Annotated in this window: 13 protein-coding genes and 1 pseudogene; 6 read left to right on the forward strand and 8 right to left on the reverse strand. The window is 52.7% G+C overall.

Features of this window, described 5'->3' with window-relative positions:
• Positions 1-57: 57 nt before the first annotated feature.
• Positions 58-831, reverse strand: coding sequence for an NYN domain-containing protein (locus FHW68_RS07215; RefSeq protein WP_218228029.1), 774 nt, complete (start codon positions 829-831; stop codon positions 58-60).
• A 582-nt stretch (positions 832-1,413) separates the two neighbouring features.
• Here FHW68_RS07215 and FHW68_RS07220 point away from each other — a divergent pair.
• A complete protein-coding gene (locus FHW68_RS07220) occupies positions 1,414-2,352 on the forward strand; it encodes a hypothetical protein (RefSeq protein WP_183679604.1) in 939 nt (312 codons plus the stop codon).
• Between the two features lie 181 nt (positions 2,353-2,533).
• On the opposite strand, the pseudogene FHW68_RS27225 reads toward FHW68_RS07220, so the two are convergent.
• The 6 genes and pseudogenes from FHW68_RS27225 to FHW68_RS07245 all read right to left on the reverse strand — a co-directional run.
• A pseudogene (locus FHW68_RS27225) lies at positions 2,534-2,695 on the reverse strand (MFS transporter); the annotation flags it as partial.
• Positions 2,696-2,795: 100 nt separating this feature from the next.
• Entirely contained in the window at positions 2,796-3,830 is a 1,035-nt protein-coding gene (locus FHW68_RS07225) for a GlxA family transcriptional regulator (RefSeq protein ID WP_183679605.1), read from the reverse strand.
• A gap of 48 nt (positions 3,831-3,878) precedes the next feature.
• Positions 3,879-5,228, reverse strand: a complete 1,350-nt coding sequence (locus tag FHW68_RS07230; protein WP_183679606.1) for an MmgE/PrpD family protein — start codon at positions 5,226-5,228, stop codon at positions 3,879-3,881.
• An 86-nt stretch (positions 5,229-5,314) separates the two neighbouring features.
• The gene (gene proX / locus FHW68_RS07235) at positions 5,315-6,358 is read right to left on the reverse strand and encodes a glycine betaine/L-proline ABC transporter substrate-binding protein ProX (protein WP_168185071.1); all 1,044 of its coding nucleotides are present in this window, start codon (positions 6,356-6,358) and stop codon (positions 5,315-5,317) included.
• 69 nt (positions 6,359-6,427) lie between these two features.
• On the reverse strand, positions 6,428-7,432 hold the full coding sequence (proW, locus tag FHW68_RS07240; RefSeq protein WP_095631883.1) for a glycine betaine/L-proline ABC transporter permease ProW: 1,005 nt from the start codon (positions 7,430-7,432) through the stop codon (positions 6,428-6,430).
• 8 nt (positions 7,433-7,440) lie between these two features.
• Entirely contained in the window at positions 7,441-8,478 is a 1,038-nt protein-coding gene (locus FHW68_RS07245) for a glycine betaine/L-proline ABC transporter ATP-binding protein (protein WP_095631884.1), read from the reverse strand.
• A 448-nt stretch (positions 8,479-8,926) separates the two neighbouring features.
• Between FHW68_RS07245 and FHW68_RS07250 the strand changes: the two genes are divergently transcribed.
• A complete protein-coding gene (locus FHW68_RS07250; protein WP_168185072.1) occupies positions 8,927-9,880 on the forward strand; it encodes a LysR family transcriptional regulator in 954 nt (317 codons plus the stop codon).
• A 146-nt stretch (positions 9,881-10,026) separates the two neighbouring features.
• On the opposite strand, the gene FHW68_RS07255 is transcribed toward FHW68_RS07250, so the two are convergent.
• Positions 10,027-11,262 (reverse strand): aromatic ring-hydroxylating dioxygenase subunit alpha, encoded by a 1,236-nt coding sequence (locus FHW68_RS07255; RefSeq protein ID WP_095631885.1) that lies wholly within the window; start codon positions 11,260-11,262, stop codon positions 10,027-10,029.
• 790 nt (positions 11,263-12,052) lie between these two features.
• On the opposite strand from FHW68_RS07255, the gene FHW68_RS07260 reads away from it, so the two are divergent.
• From FHW68_RS07260 to FHW68_RS07275, 4 genes are all read left to right on the forward strand, one after another.
• Positions 12,053-12,964, forward strand: a complete 912-nt coding sequence (locus tag FHW68_RS07260) for a dihydrodipicolinate synthase family protein (RefSeq protein ID WP_183679607.1) — start codon at positions 12,053-12,055, stop codon at positions 12,962-12,964.
• A complete protein-coding gene (locus FHW68_RS07265; RefSeq protein ID WP_095631887.1) occupies positions 12,957-14,474 on the forward strand; it encodes an aldehyde dehydrogenase in 1,518 nt (505 codons plus the stop codon). Before FHW68_RS07260 ends, FHW68_RS07265 begins: the two co-directional genes overlap by 8 nt.
• The gene (locus FHW68_RS07270) at positions 14,471-15,817 is read left to right on the forward strand and encodes an FAD-binding oxidoreductase (protein ID WP_095631888.1); all 1,347 of its coding nucleotides are present in this window, start codon (positions 14,471-14,473) and stop codon (positions 15,815-15,817) included. The genes FHW68_RS07265 and FHW68_RS07270 overlap by 4 nt, the downstream gene beginning before the upstream one ends.
• 198 nt (positions 15,818-16,015) lie before the next feature.
• Positions 16,016-16,933, forward strand: a complete 918-nt coding sequence (locus tag FHW68_RS07275; protein WP_183679609.1) for a DMT family transporter — start codon at positions 16,016-16,018, stop codon at positions 16,931-16,933.
• Positions 16,934-16,980: the final 47 nt, after the last annotated feature.

Below are 16,980 nucleotides of genomic sequence, written 5' to 3' on the forward strand. Positions count from 1 at the left end.
ATGAACACGTTCAGAATCAAATCTGAACGCGTTCAGAACGTGGTATGAGGCTTGTTCCTACGATGTACTTGCTTCGGCCTGGTGGTGCGTCGTGGGGCTTGATTTGCGTGTGTTCTTGATAAACATCGCGGTTCCACCGTGGCGCATATCGATCTCGAATAGCTCTGACGTGCGAATGAGATCGCCCAGCGTACGATGCCCGTAATTGACTGCTGAGAACGAGCTGTTGTTGCGGATGAATTGACCGACTTGACTGAGATGCGACCACCCGGCGTCGTCTGCGGTTTTCTCTGCTGCTGTCCTCAGCAATCGGACAAGGGACGTGTCGCTGCGCAGCTCGTTCCGGGTTCGCTTCGTGGATTGTGGTGGTTCGCCCTCGGCAGCTTTTTCCTGATCGTCGCTCATCAGGTTCTCTGTGTAGATAAACTGAGAGCAGGCATCCACGAACGGCTTAGGAGTCTTCTTCTCGCCAAAGCCATACACTGGCAGGCCGCTTTCAAGCAGTCGCAGCACAAGCGGGGTGAAGTCGCTGTCGCTGGTCATGAGCGCGAAGGCATCGACGTTCTTACTGTATAGCAAGTCCATTGCGTCAATGATCATTGCAGAGTCAGTGGCGTTCTTGCCTTTCGTGAAAGCGAACTGCTGCATGGGTCGAATAGCGTAGGGGTGGACCTTCTCGACCCAGCCTGCAAGGTGCGGAGAGCTCCAATTGCCGTGAGCGTGCCTGATGTTCACCATGCCATATTTGGCAAGCTCATCGAGCACACCGCCGATAGCGGCGTGGCTTACGTTGTCGCAGTCAATCAGCAGTGCTATCCGTTTCGACTCCACGATGGATCCTTATCAGTCTCGATGAGTCGCCACTATGTCATCAGGCCGGCACGGCCTTCAAGACTCAGTGCTGGCCTGTGGTGCGGTTGGAGTCGGGACACTCACGCCAGATATTTCATTTTTTGTAGTTGATGTGCAGTGTCGTCGTAAGCGGGCTTTTTCCCTATCGCTGCGCTGGTCCTCAGGCCGACATGGAGACGTTTTCGAATGACTCGCATCCACTAGAATTTAAATCCGTATTTTTTCATTTAATAACAAAAAGATAGGTATGCTTTTGCATCGTACTAAAGATACAAGAGCAAGTAGCTTAAAAGCTTCACCCTGGTCATTAACGCGTCAATCAAGATTGACCGCTGCCTCTGTTAGGGTGGTGTCAGGTCTTCTGTTTCTGCGAGATTGTGTGATTTGGAAGGACAGTTTCTGGGCTAAGCGGTCAGCTATCCCCAATGAATACGTCCTCTTTTCACGCACGTACCATTTCACGTAACCCCACTTGCGATATTTTATGAGGGAGTTGCTGATCCCTTGCGCAAGCGGCCAGATGTACTAGCCTGCATTAACCACTATCGCGGAGCTAGACTTATGATACCAATGACTATTAAGGATGAAGAAAGCAAAAGCGAAAATGGAGACTCTAGTTCATCGGGTGATGCAGATAAGCGAGACAATATTGTCTTTTGGGATCTGCTAAAAAATAACAGAAGTAGAATAAAGCAGGTTGAAGGTAAAGGAGTCTTGTTGGCAGGAGACAAAAGCTTTGCGACCCATGGGGCATCGATCTATGTAAGCGCAAAAAAAACAGGAGAGTGTCACTGGGAACTATCGAAACAAATTGGTCATGACTGGACGAAGGTCTATCTATTAAATTACTCCGCTAAAAAAGTTACGTGCGTTCAACGTAGCGACTACGAAAGTGATCATGAGTTTTTTATCACAGTCGAGCTAAGTGGCTGCAGGTTCACTATTACTGACGAATTTGTTCTTCATATCGCCGCAGACGTTGGGCTTAGTTACGAGTCGGGTCACGTGAGGCGCGATAAAGCCGAGCAGACGGCACTCAAAAATAAGGCGCCTAATATGCGGCGGAGAGTTTCGATAACTGAAAGACCCGGAACTCAACCTTATGTTGCCCGCAGAGGGGAGGGTCTTGTGGATGTTGCAACAAATACTTTGATGAGCGCTTGGCCGGAAAACCGCTACACGGCAACAACATTGCGGAGTATTTATAAGGAAAAAGGAGCATCTGCGGACACGATAACGAGTATAACCACGTCGGTCGTCCAGTTGGCAATGTCAGAAGGCAAGAGCGAGGAGGATGCCAAGATAATAGCTGCAAAAGTCAAAGCTGCAGCAGAGGATGCGTTGCCCACCATGTTGTCAATACCATTGGGTGCCTTCATCTTTGGACTTAGAGCAGACAGCGGATGGAACTATTATGCTTTAATCAACGGTGAATGGTCTGATATCAATCCGGTACCTCTGAGTAGTTCTAGCAGTTCTGGCATGTTGTTTTCGAAATGACTTTTCTCAAGAAATGGCACAACAAGAAATGGTGCGGATTTTATTTTTCAAGAAATGGGATAGATTTGTTTTTCCATACTGTCACGTAAAAAATCTGTCCCCTTTCTTTTTCTTTCTTTGTTTACTTAGCTCGCTGGGGCGGGATAAAGCCCACCCCTTATCCGAATGTTATACATCCAAACAACCCCAGGCCGCCATCGTCCAGGCCAGCGCGGGCTTTAACCAATGGGACCAGAGGCGCCCATGCGGACATGAGTAAACCCGCGATAAGGAAGGCGATGCGTGTAGACATCCGCTCGATGTGGTTAGCCGTGGGTACCAACACGGGCGATGGAGCATTCATAGTTCTCGGTAATCCTTATCGATGATGCAAGCCATCGTTTGTTGGGCTTAGACAGTATGGGTTTCTTGTGTGTGTTTGGCGGGCCGAGGTTTCGGAAAACCTAGCGCCTGCGCTCATACGTTGCTCTATAACTGCTTGGCGCTACGCCAAAGAAGTCACGAAAACGCATATGGAAATTGGCGAAACTACAGAAACCGGTCGCTATCGCGATATCGGTGATGGGCCGATTGCTCTGCAGAATAAGCTGCCGCGCTCGAGTCAAGCGCAGCTCAAGGTAGTAGCGTGTGGGCGTGGCCCCCACGAAACGGCAGAAGCGACGCTCTAATTGTCGTCGGGAAATGTTCACACACTCAGCGACTTCGTCGATGGATAACGGCTCTTCAATGTTCTTTTGCATCAGTTCTAAAGCAAGCTTCAGGGTTTGAGGCAAGGTAGGGTCAGAGTCAACGATGACTGTCGATATCCCAGACACTTCAGCGGTCTGATCACAACTGAGTATTTCCTCGACAGCATGGGTCAGCGAGACGCTTTGTTTAGTAGTGATGAGCTCGAGCATCATGCGTAACGAGCTGCTGGCGCCAGCGCACGTGATACGGTTTTTGTCTATTACGTGAGTTCGACAAGAGACCAAGACTTTGGGGAAAACATCCTTCATCATCGCTCGTCCATCGGGATGGAAGGCGCACTCGACACCGTCCATTAGCTGAGCTTCCGCCAGGAAAAATGCACCGTTCCACAAACCTCCCATCGTCGCGCCAAGAGAGGCGACGTTACGCAGCTTGCGTCGTAATAGTGGATCGCTGACCAGCTTCACTCTTAAACCACCGGCGACAATGAGAACGTCGATACGATCCGGTAGTTGTGACAGCTCCAGGTCTGCTGAAATCGCAATGCCCAAATCGCTCATTACCAGACGGTTATTGATGCCGACAGTCAACACCTCGAACGCCGGTGTCTCGCTAATCAGGTTGGCGGTCACCAGCGCATCGATAGCGCCGGTGAACGACATCATCGAGAAATTGTTCAAAAGCACGAAAGCCACACGAGTCACTGCCTGCGGCCTTACTGGTTTCTGCGCCGTATAGGAGTACCCCATGTTTTTGTCTTTGAGCACGCTCTCGAATACGAATGTCATAAATCCTCTTTGACACCTTAACCAATAGCTAAGAACACGCTGCGCAATTTAGGCCGCGGTTTTTGGAGCGGACAGCAACAAATCAAAGAATGATTGGCAGTCATCACTACCGGGCAGTGCCTCAACACTGTTCTTGATGGCATTGCTGAGTGTGGTTCCCAAACTGTCATCAGCCAGTAAATGGTATTTAGCGGTGAGTTCGTCACTCGACATAGGGTTGCCGGGGTCGCCCTTGGCCGTCGCGGTTGGGCTCGTAAGACGCGTGCCGTCTTTCAGGGTAACCGTGACGCGGGACAGAATTTCCTCCGGGAACCTGGTCGACAGGTCAGGCGCCTCATGAAGGGTGATTTTCTCGCTGATGCTCAAGATGTCTGGTGCATGAATGGAATCACCGGTGACCTCTTTTGGCCCCAGCTTCCCGCGAACGATCAAGGCCGCCAGCGGGAACGCCAGCGCATACTGGGCCTCGTCCGCGTTCTTCGGAAAATGCCCCTGCAAGCACACAGACTCATGGAATGTTTCGACATCTATGGTCTCGATCAACTCTGCAGTGATGACCGGATGTGCTCGCATCAAATCGGTCATGGCGGTGAGTGCCGGTTGCGCCCAGCGACATACCGGCCAAGGCTTGAAATATTGCTCGTCGATCTCCCAACGGGTTCCGATGTCCTGCCAGAAAGTGGAAATCTCCAACGGTTCAACGGTGGCGGCTGGGGCGCCAGTGACACCGAGCTGCGCCATCAGTAGTGCGTTCAGTCCGGCATACGCCCCGGCGCCGTGGGCATCACGCAACATTGTCGGATAGCTCACCAGGCGCATCATCGGGCATCTCGGGCCGAAGTATTCTGCGATACCCAGCGCGTGACGGAATGTCGCTTCATCAAGCTTCAGCAGGCGGGCACCGGCGCAAACGACCCCGATTCCGGAAAAGGCGCCTGAGGCATGATATTCAGGAGCGGTGGCCATCAATGCCTCGCCCGCACGCAGGGCGGTCTCGTAACCGATGCACAGTGCGCTGAGGAATTCCTCGCCGCTGATGTCTTTGCCCTGGCTGCGATACGCGTCAACCAATGCAACAAGGGCCGGGACAACGGTTGCACCCGCATGTCCCTTGGAGGTGAAGTGACCTTCATGTGCATCCAGGCTATCAACGCAGAAACCGCCTGCATACGCAGCGCCCAATGGATGCACGACTCTGCCGTCGAACCAAAGGCGGCTGGACAGCTTGTTGGCAGAGTAGTGGGTGTTAGCGTAGGTTTTGAGCGTCACGCTGGTTTGATTGTCGCGAGCACCGGCGGCCACACCAATGATGTCGAGCAGGCAAGTTTTAACCAACTCGCGTGTATGCAGGGGCGCGTCCTTGTAACTGAAATTCTGGACGAATGAATACAACTGCATTTCATGATTCCTGAATGATGAACGCCGAAACGGATAAAAAGTTGCCCGGGGAAGGGCAACCTTTTATGCAGATTTAAATGAAGGGATTAATTTTTTGCGGTGGCGGTATTAGCCGCGGCTCGTGCGTCTACCAGCCAGCTGTTGTATTTCGCGTGATGGGCCGCGATCCATTCTTTGGCGTGACGAGTAATGTCAGCTGCACTTTTTTCACCATTGTGCATTTTGAGATTTTGCGCGCTTTCATCGTCAGTAGATATCTGCATTTCAGACAGGAACTTCGCGGCAGCCGGATTTTTCTCGGCGAACTCTTTGTTGATGACCGCTCTGACACTGTCGACCGCGAAACCAAGGTTTTTACCATTGAAGGTAGTGTTGACATCGTTTTTACCACCTGGAAGATCCGTACGTGGCACGGTTAACCAAACAACATCTTTACCTTCGACCAGAACACCGGAGATCCACTGAGGTACCCAGGTGTAATAGAGAATCGGCTTGCCTTCTTTGTAACGAGCAATGGTGTCGGCCATCAGGGCAAAATAGGAGCCCTGGTTATTTGTGACAGTCTTATCCAGGCCATAGGCTTTCATATGGTGGGCAATGATCAGCTCACAGCCCCAGCCGGGGTTGCAACCAGTCAGGTCCGCTTTACCGTCACCGTTACTATCGAACAGCTTGGCAATCTCTGGCTTTTTCAAATCATCGAGAGAGGTGATGTGATACTGGTCAGCCGTTTTCTTATCGATCATGTAGCCCTGTAGTACGCCCGGCATAATATTGCCGGTTTTCACCATCGCTTCATCACCGCCGGCCTTCGCGTAGAACGATTTGTGCAGTTCCTCCCACAGATGAACCGAGAAATCAGCGTCACCATTGGCAATCGCAATCATCATGGTGGAGTATTCGGTTTCCTTAGGCGTCTGAACGTCGTAACCCAATTCCTTGAGTCCCGCCATTGCGATCTCTCCGCGAAATCGCTCTTCGGCGATTGACGGGAAAATCGGGGTGATTGATACACCTTTTCCGGGCTCCTGCGCCGTGGCGGCTGATGCGAAAACAGGTGAGACTGCTAGTACTAAAAGCGCCACAGAGTGAATGAATTTCTGTTTTATTCCGAAGGTTGTGAAGTTCATTATCGTTTGCCTTGGCTGGATTAAAGAAGTTGGCATTTCTTTTGGTTCACGACGCGCCGCTTAGCGGAGTTAGCTTTCTTTAGGACTGACTTCTATTTTCATGACAGGGTTTTTTCTTCTCAGGCGATAAATGACGCCCGCCGGTCCTGTCTGGTACCAGTGTTCACCTTTGGTTGCCCTGTTACTGCGTTCGCCCATTGCCTGGGTCAGTCGGTCGAGGAAAATCGCCAGCAATACCAGACCCAATCCACCGACGGTTGCCAAGCCCATATCGAGGCGGCCAATCCCTCGAAGTACCATCATCCCCAGTCCACCAACCGATATCATTGAAGCAATCACCACCATGGACAGTGACAACATCAATGCCTGATTAAGACCCGCCATGATCGTCGGTGCAGCTAAGGGAAGTTGAACCCGCCTCAGCATCTGGCGTGGGGTGCATCCGAAAGCCCGTGCAGCTTCAACCTTGTCTTCCGGTACCTGGCGAATGCCCAGATTGGTGAGCCTGATCAGTGGTGCGACCGAAAAGATGATCGTGACCAGTACTCCCGGTACGTTACCGATGCCAAACAGCATCACCACGGGCACCAGATAAACAAATGCAGGCAGTGTTTGCATTGCATCGAGTACCGGGCGCAGAAGCATCTCTAGTCGGTCACTTCGGGCACACAGGACGCCCAGCGGAATGCCAATAACTGCACAGAAAAACAGTGAAGTGAGCACCAGGGCGAGGGTGATCATGGCGTCATTCCATACGCCGATCACTCCTAAGAGGGTGAGGGTGACGAAACAAAGTATGCCTATCTTTTTCCCTCCTATCTGCCAGCCGAAGAGCGTTGCAATAATAATGAATATTGATGGAGGAATAGCCAACAATCCGAACTGAATACCATTAAGTACCTGGTCGATTGGCCATCTTATCGATCGGAAAATCTCGCGGAAATTATGAACCAGAAAGTTCAGGGCAACTTCTACCCATTGGCCCAAAGGGACGTTGATGGATTGAAAGGGGTCTAGGAAATTGAATTCGTTCATGTCATCACCTGAATGTCCGAGCCTGGCAAGCCAGCAAATAGAGCCTGTTAGTGTCGGCTCATTGTTTGAAGCAGTAGGCTCTTGGAGATCGTGCCTTTGAACACACCCTGGCGATCGAGCACGGCAACTGGATTAACGGCATCAGCAACGATGTGAAAGACGTCCTGCAGAAGTACATCGTCGCGAAGCGTAGGAGTGGAGTGATCCATGGCGTACGGATGCTCTGCGCAAATTTTGGCGACGTCCCCCGCCTTGAGGATCTTCGAGGCATCAAAGCCTTTGAAGAAAGCTCTGACGTAATCGTTCGCTGGGTTGCAAAGCAGCTCTTGCGGGGTACCGATCTGAACGACCTGACCACCCTCCATGATCGCGATGCGATGGCCGATGCGAATAGCCTCGTCAATGTCATGGGAGATGAAGATGATGGTGCGATGCTGTTCTGCCTGCAGGCGGATCAGTTCGCCCTGCATTTCGTGGCGAATCAGTGGGTCGAGTGCCGAGAAGGCTTCATCCATCAGCAGGATGGCGGGATCATTGGCCAGCGCTCGGGCCAGACCTACCCGCTGCTGCATGCCGCCGGACAGTTGATGCGGATAGCTGTAGGCGTGGCCATCGAGCCCCACCTGTTTGAGTGCCTCAAGTGCACGTTTATGCCGTTCACTTTCCTCGACACCCGAGATTTCCAGGCCGAAAGCGACGTTGTCGATCACACTCATGTGGGGCATCAGGGCGAATGACTGAAACACCATGCTCATGTCTTTGCGACGAACGCTGAGGAGATCAGCATCTGACAGGCCGGTGATTTCCTGGCCGTTGAGATGGATGGTGCCCGAGGTCGGTTCGATCAGTCGGTTGAACAGCCGAACCATCGTCGACTTTCCAGAGCCGGAAAGTCCCATGATGACGAAAATCTCACCGCGTTTTACGGAGAAACTGGCATCAAAAACGCCAACGACTTGACCGGTTTTGCTGAAAATTTCATTCTTGTCAGCACCGCGAGCCAGCATCTCCATCGCGAGCTTTGGCTGAGTACCAAAGACTTTGTAAATGTTTTTTACCGAGAGTATCTCGTCACCAAGACTCATAACCCCTCCTGCTGCAATTACGACGTAAGATCAAGATTTTAGGTGTACGTGTCTTGATCAGTTAAGACAGTGCTTGTGGGGGCAGTCAAAATGGGAGACAGATTGGGAATTAGTCATTGTGACCATCCTCTTTATTATGTGATGTTTATTATTTTTGTTTTGTCGGCGCTGAATTAAGCAGTTCCTTGAGAACCAAGTTATTACCTAATAGGGTCAGCGTCTAACAACATTTCTTCCTGCCAATCAATAACGTGATGTTATCAATCATTTAAATAGGTCAATTTGCGACTGCGGCAGTGCTAGTTGCGAAGACGACTGCCGCTGGGCCTGTCTTAGACTCACTGTTTCAGCTACGCTCCAGTGTAGGCTCTAGGTGGAACCCTTCGGCCGATCTCATCCCTAACGGCCCTCCGAAAGGCCCCAAATCGGATATTCAATACTCTAGGTTATGGTTAAGCACATCGATCCAGACATGACGCTGCTGAAAATGCCGTCTCTGAAAGCAGTGAAGTCATTCGTAGCCGCCGCCAAATATCAGAGCTTTACGCGTGCGGCTGAAGCGCTGTGCGTTACCCAAGCGGCAATCAGCCGTCAGATTCGGGAGCTTGAGGCGTACCTTGGGGTGGATCTTTTCAAGAGGGTGGGTCGAGCGGTCGAGTTGACGGAAGCCGGGTCCATCTTTTTTGATGCGGCACAGCTATCTTTCGTCAATATTTCCCAAGCGGCGGAGCGCATTCGCACCAAAAATGCAGGCAAACGCACGCTGACGCTTTGCTGTTCTCCCGCGTTTTCAGCCCTCTGGCTCGCAGCGAAGCTGCCGGGGTTTTTTACCAAGAACGCAGACATCGACCTCAACCTGGTAACCACTCAAAACTTTTTGTCGATGGAGCCGGGTGTAACTCCGGACATCTTCATCACCAAGATGGCCAGGATTCAGGATGGGTATCGTAGCTATCCGTTGTTCCATGACGTCATCTACCCGGTGTGCACGCCTCGTTACAAAGCGGAGCACCCTGAGCTATCCAGCCTGGAAGGATTACGCGACGGGGTTTTGCTAAACCTCAGCCCCTATGGCAGATCCCAGGTAGCGGAGCACGTCGACTGGGGTGTTTGGCTGGCTTATCACGATGTTGATATCGAGAAGCGCCCCCACGACAGTCCTCACGTTTTCAACGCGAATGACTACAACCTGGTGATTAGCATGGTGTTGACACACCAAGGTGTAGCGCTGGGCTGGAATCACCTGGTCGAAAACCTGATCGAAAACGGCACGCTGATTCGGCCGATCGACGAGGAAGTGGTTCTCCATGAAAGCCAGCACTATCTGACATTTCGTGAAGACCGGATCAATGACGACGCCTGTTGCCGGCTACGCGACTGGATTCTGGCCCAGTTTTCCTGAGCCGTTTAGAAGAAAGGAAGGCGGCCGTGATTGAGCAATCACTCGAGGTGCGGGGAGCTCCACCGCCAACAGGTATTGCTCAAGGCAGAACTGAAGGGGATGCCGGTGGTGATCATTCATGATTCTCACCACCGGCAGTGTTGCACTTAGCCGACAGATCTTAACGGGATGGTGTCATTGAGCTGATCAAGCATCGTTTTGCAGTACCAATCATCAAATTGACACACACCAATTTCGCTGGCTACCGACAATGGGCCAGGCTCGTAAGCAGGAGAACTGACGCCGACCTGTGCCCCTTCAACCAAGGTGCGATCCTGGTCATTGGTTGCAAGCCAAACCTTGGTCAGGTGATCGATGTCATAGTCGACACCTTCTTGCGCGTCCTTCTTGACGATCCATTTTGTGGTGACCAACGTCTCGCCCGGACCAATGGGCAGTACGCGGAAGCTCAGCGCGTGATCGCCCAGAAAGTGGTTCCAGGTTGATGGGTAGTTGAAATACAGCAGCGCACCGATGTTGGCTTCTCCGGTGGTGTCCAACCGGCCAGCGACCGCAGGCTTGCCATCCATTGTGTAGCTGACCGCCCCGGAAAACAGGGGGATGCGCGTTATTCGGAAACGACCTTTATCATCCATGACCAATCGGCTAGGCAGACCTGCCGCCTCGCAGCGATCCCAGTGCTCTTTGAGTTCGGGATCTTCATCGCCGCCGGCGCCACCCACCGATGGGTTGTCCACGAATGAGTGCATCAATTCCGGGTGAGTACAATCGCAGTGGTAGCACTCACGGTTGTTCTCGAAAACCAGTTTCCAGTTGCCTTTCTCAATGATGTTCGACTCAAACGCGACTTTGCAGTCGTCCAGGTTATGAGGCGCAACGAAAGGGGTGACGGATTTTCTGAACGACGAAAAGTCTGGGGCGACCTCTGCAACGCACACATAGATGTACGTTTCGACGACCTCACAATGCACCGACTTCAACCCATGCTGAGACTTGTCGAAATCGTCCCCCATATTCCCGGCGAAAAGCAGTTTGCCGTCCAGCTCGAATGTCCATTTGTGGTAAGGGCACACCAGTTTGGCAACTTTGCCACTGGCTTCCGGGCACACCTTGGAACCGCGATGGCGGCAGGCGTTGTGGAATGCACGAATCTGCTTGTCTGCGCCGCGCACGATAGCGACAGGGTAGTCGCCGATTTGCAGCGACAGGTACTGACCTGACTTCTCCAGCTCAAATGTGTGCCCTGCGAAGATCCAGCTTTTGTGCCAGATCTGTTCCAGATCCTGCCTGTAAACGTCTGGATCGCTATAAAGGGCACCTGGCAGCGCGTGGTCAGGCTTGCGCTGCGCGATAAGATTTGAAACTGCCGATTTAGTGCTCACGGTCAACACACTCCAAAATACCAAGGGGGCGAAACGTTCAGCCTGCTCAGCGAGGTGAGGCCAAACGGTCTTGAGTTCGCAGTACCGTCTGAGGATGCAAGCCCATCAAACTGTGCTGCTTCTATCCGCGAACCGGAACGGTTTACCACGTCCAGAAAGCGCCTTACGAAAAGTGTGCCTTCTTGGATGATGGTGCCATCCGTGCACTCATTTCGTTAAAGTCCTTATTCATGCAGACATTTCTGGAATGCCAATGTTTGCATCAATAGCTATATTTCTACATCACCTTAATTCGAGCTTGGGAAACCAGATCTTAATTAATGAGACGACTGTACGAGAAAATCTTTTGTCCAATGTATCGGTAGAATATCGCTGTTGTAAGGCTACGACGGTAATCGTGCGTCAACAAGAAACATTTACTCTTATCAATGCATAAACAAATGTTATCGATTGATGCCGCTGCTTCGGTGATGATTTTTTATGTTATTGATTATTCAGGAAAATTAATTTTATTGGCTGAAGGATTTACCCTTTCAGAAAGGTATGCGGCAGCAATACACTCTATTGACCACCTTCTTGGCGCATGCGAGTCTGGATTCAGCAGTCCACCGCACTAGTTGGTAACACAGCCTCTGCAGGTCATTTGTGAAAGCAGAAAACTGCTCTTTACAGAGACTTTAAACATCAGGGCCTGTGTCCCGTGAAACATGGAGTTTTTTATTGCGCCTCAAGGCATCAACGCTGACGCGCTCGTTTATCTTCCACCTGACTCGCATTCGGAGCATTTATCTTGAAATTTGAAGGTATTTATACGCCAGCAGTAACTCCTTATAACTCGGACGGGGAGATTGACTGGAATGTGTACTCGCAAGTTTTGGAGTCGCTGATTGAGGCGAAGGTGCACGGCATTATTATCGGCGGGTCAACCGGCGAGTATTATGCGCAGACCTCCGAAGAACGCACCGAGTTGGCGGCCTACGCCAAAGATGTGATTGGCACTCGGGTGCAACTAATCGTCAGTACCGGGGCGATTCGTACCGAAGATGCAGTTCAGTACGCCAAGGATGCCAAATCGATCAAAGCGGACGCCATTCTCGTCACGTCCCCGCCCTACGCGCTGCCAACCTCACAGGAAAACGCGATCCACGCGCTCACTATCGATCGCGCAGCGGATTTGCCAATCATGCTTTACAACTATCCGGGGCGCATGTGCGTTTCGATGGATGAAGAGTATTTCACGCGTGTCAGCCAATCGAAAAACGTTGTCGCCATCAAGGAAAGTTCTGGCGACATGGGCCAGGTGCATATGCTGGCCCGGCAGTTCCCCAACATCGCCTTGTCCTGCGGATGGGACGACCAGGCCCTTGAGTTTTTTGCCTGGGGCGCCCGCAGCTGGGTGTGCGCAGGTTCCAACTTTTTGCCCAAGGAACACGTCGCGCTTTATGAAGCCTGCGTGATCGAAAAGAACTTCGACAAAGGCCGTCAAATCATGTCGGCGATGATGCCGCTGATGAATGCGTTGGACGGTGGCAAGTTCGTGCAGTCGATCAAGTACGGCTGCGAAGTTGCGGGATTGAAAGTCGGTAACGTGCGCCTGCCATTGCAGCCACTTGAAGCGGACGAAAAACAGAGTTTCGCGTCGGTCATTACAGAACTCAAACGTAACGTAGCCAACATTTCTTCGGGAGCCAGCCATGGGTGATCTTCTGAGCAAGGCCGAATATGCCGCTCTGGCCAAAGACATTTCGTTGCCATCCAAGGCGTTCATCAATGGCGCATTTAAACCCGCGATCTCTGGCAGAACCTTCGCCACGAACAATCCGGCGACCGGTGACTTTTTGACCGACGTTGCAGCTTGTTCGTCCGATGATGTCGACTTCGCGGTGAGCAATGCCAAGGAGGCATTTGAGGATGGACGCTGGAGATCTATTTCTCCTCGGGAGCGCAAAGCGGTTCTGTTGAAGTTTGCAAACCTGCTTGAAAGCCATCAACACGAACTGGCCGTCCTCGAAAGTCTCGATAGCGGCAAACCGGTCAGTGAATGTCAGTTGGTCGACATCCCGGACACCATCCACACGATCCGCTGGCACGCAGAACTGATTGACAAGATTTATGACAACACAGCACCGGTTGGCAGCGACGCGCTGACCATGGTGGTCCGGGAGCCGATCGGCGTGGTGGGCTGTGTATTGCCCTGGAACTTCCCGCTGCTGATGCTTGCCTGGAAAATCGGTCCGGCGCTTGCTGCGGGCTGTTCGGTCATCGTCAAACCTGCTGAACAAACCTCGCTGACTACGCTGCGTGTCGCTCATCTGGCGTTTGAAGCCGGTATACCCGCTGGTGTACTCAACATTGTCACCGGCACGGGTAAAGACGTTGGTGAGCCCATCGGTTTGCATAACGATGTCGACATGGTCAGCTTCACCGGCTCCACCGCGACCGGCCGCCGTTTCCTGCATTACGCCGCCGATTCGAACCTGAAACGCATCGTCCTTGAGTGCGGCGGAAAAAATCCGGCCGTGGTGATGGACGATACCCAAGACCTGGATCTCGTTGCTCAGCATGTCGTCAACGGCGCATTCTGGAACATGGGCGAAAACTGCTCCGCGACTTCACGTCTGATCGTCCATGCGTCTGTTAAAGACGAACTGCTGGAGCGCATGGGTGCCTACATCCGCGAATGGAAAATGGGTGACCCACTCGATCCGCAGAATCGCGTAGGGTCGCTGGTCAGCCCAGAGCATTTCGCAAAAGTGAAGTCGTACCTTGAGCACGCCACCGCCGGAAAGCTTCAAGTTGTTTACGGTGGTGCGACCAAAGACGGTGCCTTTGTAGAGCCAACGGTGATTGACGGGGTTGGTCGAGACGACCGGCTGTTCCAGGAAGAGATCTTCGGCCCGATCCTTTCGGTCACCACGTTCAACACGATCAGCGAAGCCATTGCGCTGGCCAATGACACGGTGTACGGCCTGGCCGCCTCGGTCTATACCGGCAGCCTGCGCCGGGCAATCAAGTTGTCGCGGGAAATTCGCGCGGGCATCGTCACCGTGAACTGCTTTGGTGAGGGCGACGCATCGACACCATTCGGTGGCTACAAGGAGTCGGGATTTGGCGGCCGGGACAAATCGATTTTTGCTCATGATCAGTACACCGAAATCAAAACCATCTGGATCGATGTGTCTGATCGGTCGGATGAAGAGACCGAAAAATGAGCACCCATACCATCAAGCGCCTGCCGGTAGACACCGGAGTTTCAGGTTGGGAGGCGATTTCCGCACGCACTGCGCCTGTGCGCATGCTTGATGGAAACGTGACGGCGGATTGGCTGATTATCGGGGCCGGTTTTGCCGGCCTGTCCGCCGCTCGCAGACTTTCACAACTGCACCCGGGGGACAGCATAGTTGTGGTCGATGCTCATGAAGTCGCCAAGGGGCCGGCGGGCAGAAACTCTGGTTTCATGATCGATGTGCCGCACAGTCTGTCGTCCGGGGAATACTCCGTGGCGAGTGAGTCTGCAACGGCCCTGGAAATCACGCAAAATCGTTTTGCGATTGCTTTTGCCGCTGAAGCTGCACGGGAGTACGGCATGTCTGCCGACACGTTCGATCCTTCCGGGAAAATCAACGCAGCCGCCACTGAGCGGGGATTGAAGCTGAACGTCAATTACGCTCAATCCCTTGAGCGCATTGGTGAGAAGTTCGAGATGTTCGATGCCGCGCAAATGCGTGAAATCACCGGGTCCACCTATTACCACGGTGGGATCTACACTCCCGGCGCGGTGATGATTCAACCCGCGCAATACATTAGAGACCTGGCAGCAGGGCTCGACGGGAAAATCACGCTGTTCGAGCGCTCTCCGATTATTGAGTTGACCAAGCAGGGAAACGGTTGGAGCGCTCGATCTCATAACGGTACGGTGCACGCACCCAAGGTCATCCTGGGGGTTAACGGGCACATTGAAAACTTCGGCCATTATCAAGGACGCCTGCTGCACGTCTTCACTTACGCGTCCATGACGGCGGCGTACAGTGATGATGAATTCAGGAAAGAGGTGCCGGGCAAAGCCAAGTGGGCGTTGCTGCCGGCTGATCCAATGGGAGCGACCGTTCGCAAGATCTCTTCAGACGGTCTCTCGCGAATTGTCATTCGGACAAAGTTCACCTATGAACCGAGTATCCAAGTCACTCCAGAGCAGGTAGCTGCGGTGGCTAAGGAGCAGCGTCACTCCCTGGATGCGCGCTTTCCCGAGCTGAAATCCACGGCGTTGGAATTCAGTTGGGCCGGCCGCCTGTGCTTAAGTCGTAACAGTGCTGCGGCATTTGGCGAGATTGAAGAAAATCTGTATTCGGCATGTTGCGAAAATGGACTGGGTACTGTGAAAAGCACCTTGGCAGGTGTGATGGCTGCGGAGTTGGCATCGGGCACGCGTTCGGCGTTTCTCGATAGCTTCTGTCACGCACCAGGTCCCAGCAAGCTACCACCTAAAATAATAACGAAACTGGGCGTCAGTTCGGTTATTCGCTGGCATGAGTTTTGGGCCGGGCGAGAAGGTTAACAAATTTAAGTTGTCGGACTTTCCAATAAAGGCCGTTTAACAAGTCACTAATAAGAACGGAAATCCAAGAGAAATATCTGGAAGGCATTCTGCGCGCTCGCGCTTGTGGGCGTGATGAGTTTTGGTTACCGGCCTTCGAGAGAAATGCGAATGGCGAAGTAAAAAACAGGCCGTTGCTGAAATTTTAAGGAGGAGGGCATGGCCGAGTTGCGATTGAAGAGCGACCGAACAAAAAATACTGCGCCCACTGTCGCCGCTAATCCTGGGGTCGCGAGGCCACAACTCGGGATCTTTCTATGCCTGCTTTCAATGCTTATCTTTGCGAGCCAGGACGGAATAACCAAGGTGCTTGTCAAAGACTTCCCGGTCGCCCAACTGGTCATGATGCGCTATTGGGTGTTTGTCGTTTTTGCACTCGGATATGCCGCCTGCCACGGTAGGGCAAAAGTGTCGTTTCGCAGTAAGCACCCCTGGCTGCAAATCATTCGAGCGTTGCTGGCTGTGGGTGAAACCGTACTGTTTGCAGTGGGGCTACGATATTTGGGCCTGGCCGAAATGCATGCGCTCTATGCCGCATTTCCGCTGATGACACTGGCATTGGCGGGGGCGGTGCTTGGGGAGTTCATAGGGCTGCGGCGCTGGGTTGCTGCGGCGATAGGGTTCACCGGCACACTGACCATTCTCCGACCAGGCGCGGGCGTCTTTGAACTCGCGGCGCTGATCCCCCTGCTGGCTGCTTTGGCGTTCGCGGTGTTCAACGTACTGACGCGCCGGATTAGCCAGCACGACTCCTTCGCAACGAACATGCTCTACATGGCAAGTGTGGGTGCCCTGACGGTCACATTTGCGGGGCTGCCTGCATGGGTGACTCCGACTCCAGTCCAGGGCCTCTTGATGGGGATCCTGGCATTGACCGGAGTAGTCGCACAGGTTCTCTTCATTCAAGCACTGAAATACGCGACCGCTTCTTCCCTGCAGCCGTTCAACTATGCGCTGCTGGTGTTCGCCACGTTGATTGGTGTGATCGTGTTTGCCGAGCGCCCGGACACCTGGGTGATTGTCGGTGCAGCGTTGGTGATTATTGGGGGGCTGTATGCGATTAAGGCAAAGGCGTGAACGTACCTGAGTGTATGAAGTAATCAATGCGTGTTTGGTTTTCAGGG

The organism is Pseudomonas sp. Tn43 (genome assembly GCF_014192635.1).
Taxonomy (GTDB): domain Bacteria; phylum Pseudomonadota; class Gammaproteobacteria; order Pseudomonadales; family Pseudomonadaceae; genus Aquipseudomonas.

Bases quoted from the DNA above. Each gene is read 5' to 3' on its own strand.
- FHW68_RS07220 (WP_183679604.1), top strand. From the start codon at position 1,414: ATGATACCAATGACTATTAAGGATGAAGAAAGCAAAAGCGAAAATGGA.
- FHW68_RS07225 (WP_183679605.1), bottom strand. From the start codon at position 3,830: ATGACATTCGTATTCGAGAGCGTGCTCAAAGACAAAAACATGGGGTAC.
- FHW68_RS07230 (WP_183679606.1), bottom strand. From the start codon at position 5,228: ATGCAGTTGTATTCATTCGTCCAGAATTTCAGTTACAAGGACGCGCCC.
- proX (WP_168185071.1), bottom strand. From the start codon at position 6,358: ATGAACTTCACAACCTTCGGAATAAAACAGAAATTCATTCACTCTGTG.
- FHW68_RS07245 (WP_095631884.1), bottom strand. From the start codon at position 8,478: ATGAGTCTTGGTGACGAGATACTCTCGGTAAAAAACATTTACAAAGTC.
- FHW68_RS07250 (WP_168185072.1), top strand. From the start codon at position 8,927: ATGGTTAAGCACATCGATCCAGACATGACGCTGCTGAAAATGCCGTCT.
- FHW68_RS07265 (WP_095631887.1), top strand. From the start codon at position 12,957: ATGGGTGATCTTCTGAGCAAGGCCGAATATGCCGCTCTGGCCAAAGAC.
- FHW68_RS07270 (WP_095631888.1), top strand. From the start codon at position 14,471: ATGAGCACCCATACCATCAAGCGCCTGCCGGTAGACACCGGAGTTTCA.
- FHW68_RS07275 (WP_183679609.1), top strand. From the start codon at position 16,016: ATGGCCGAGTTGCGATTGAAGAGCGACCGAACAAAAAATACTGCGCCC.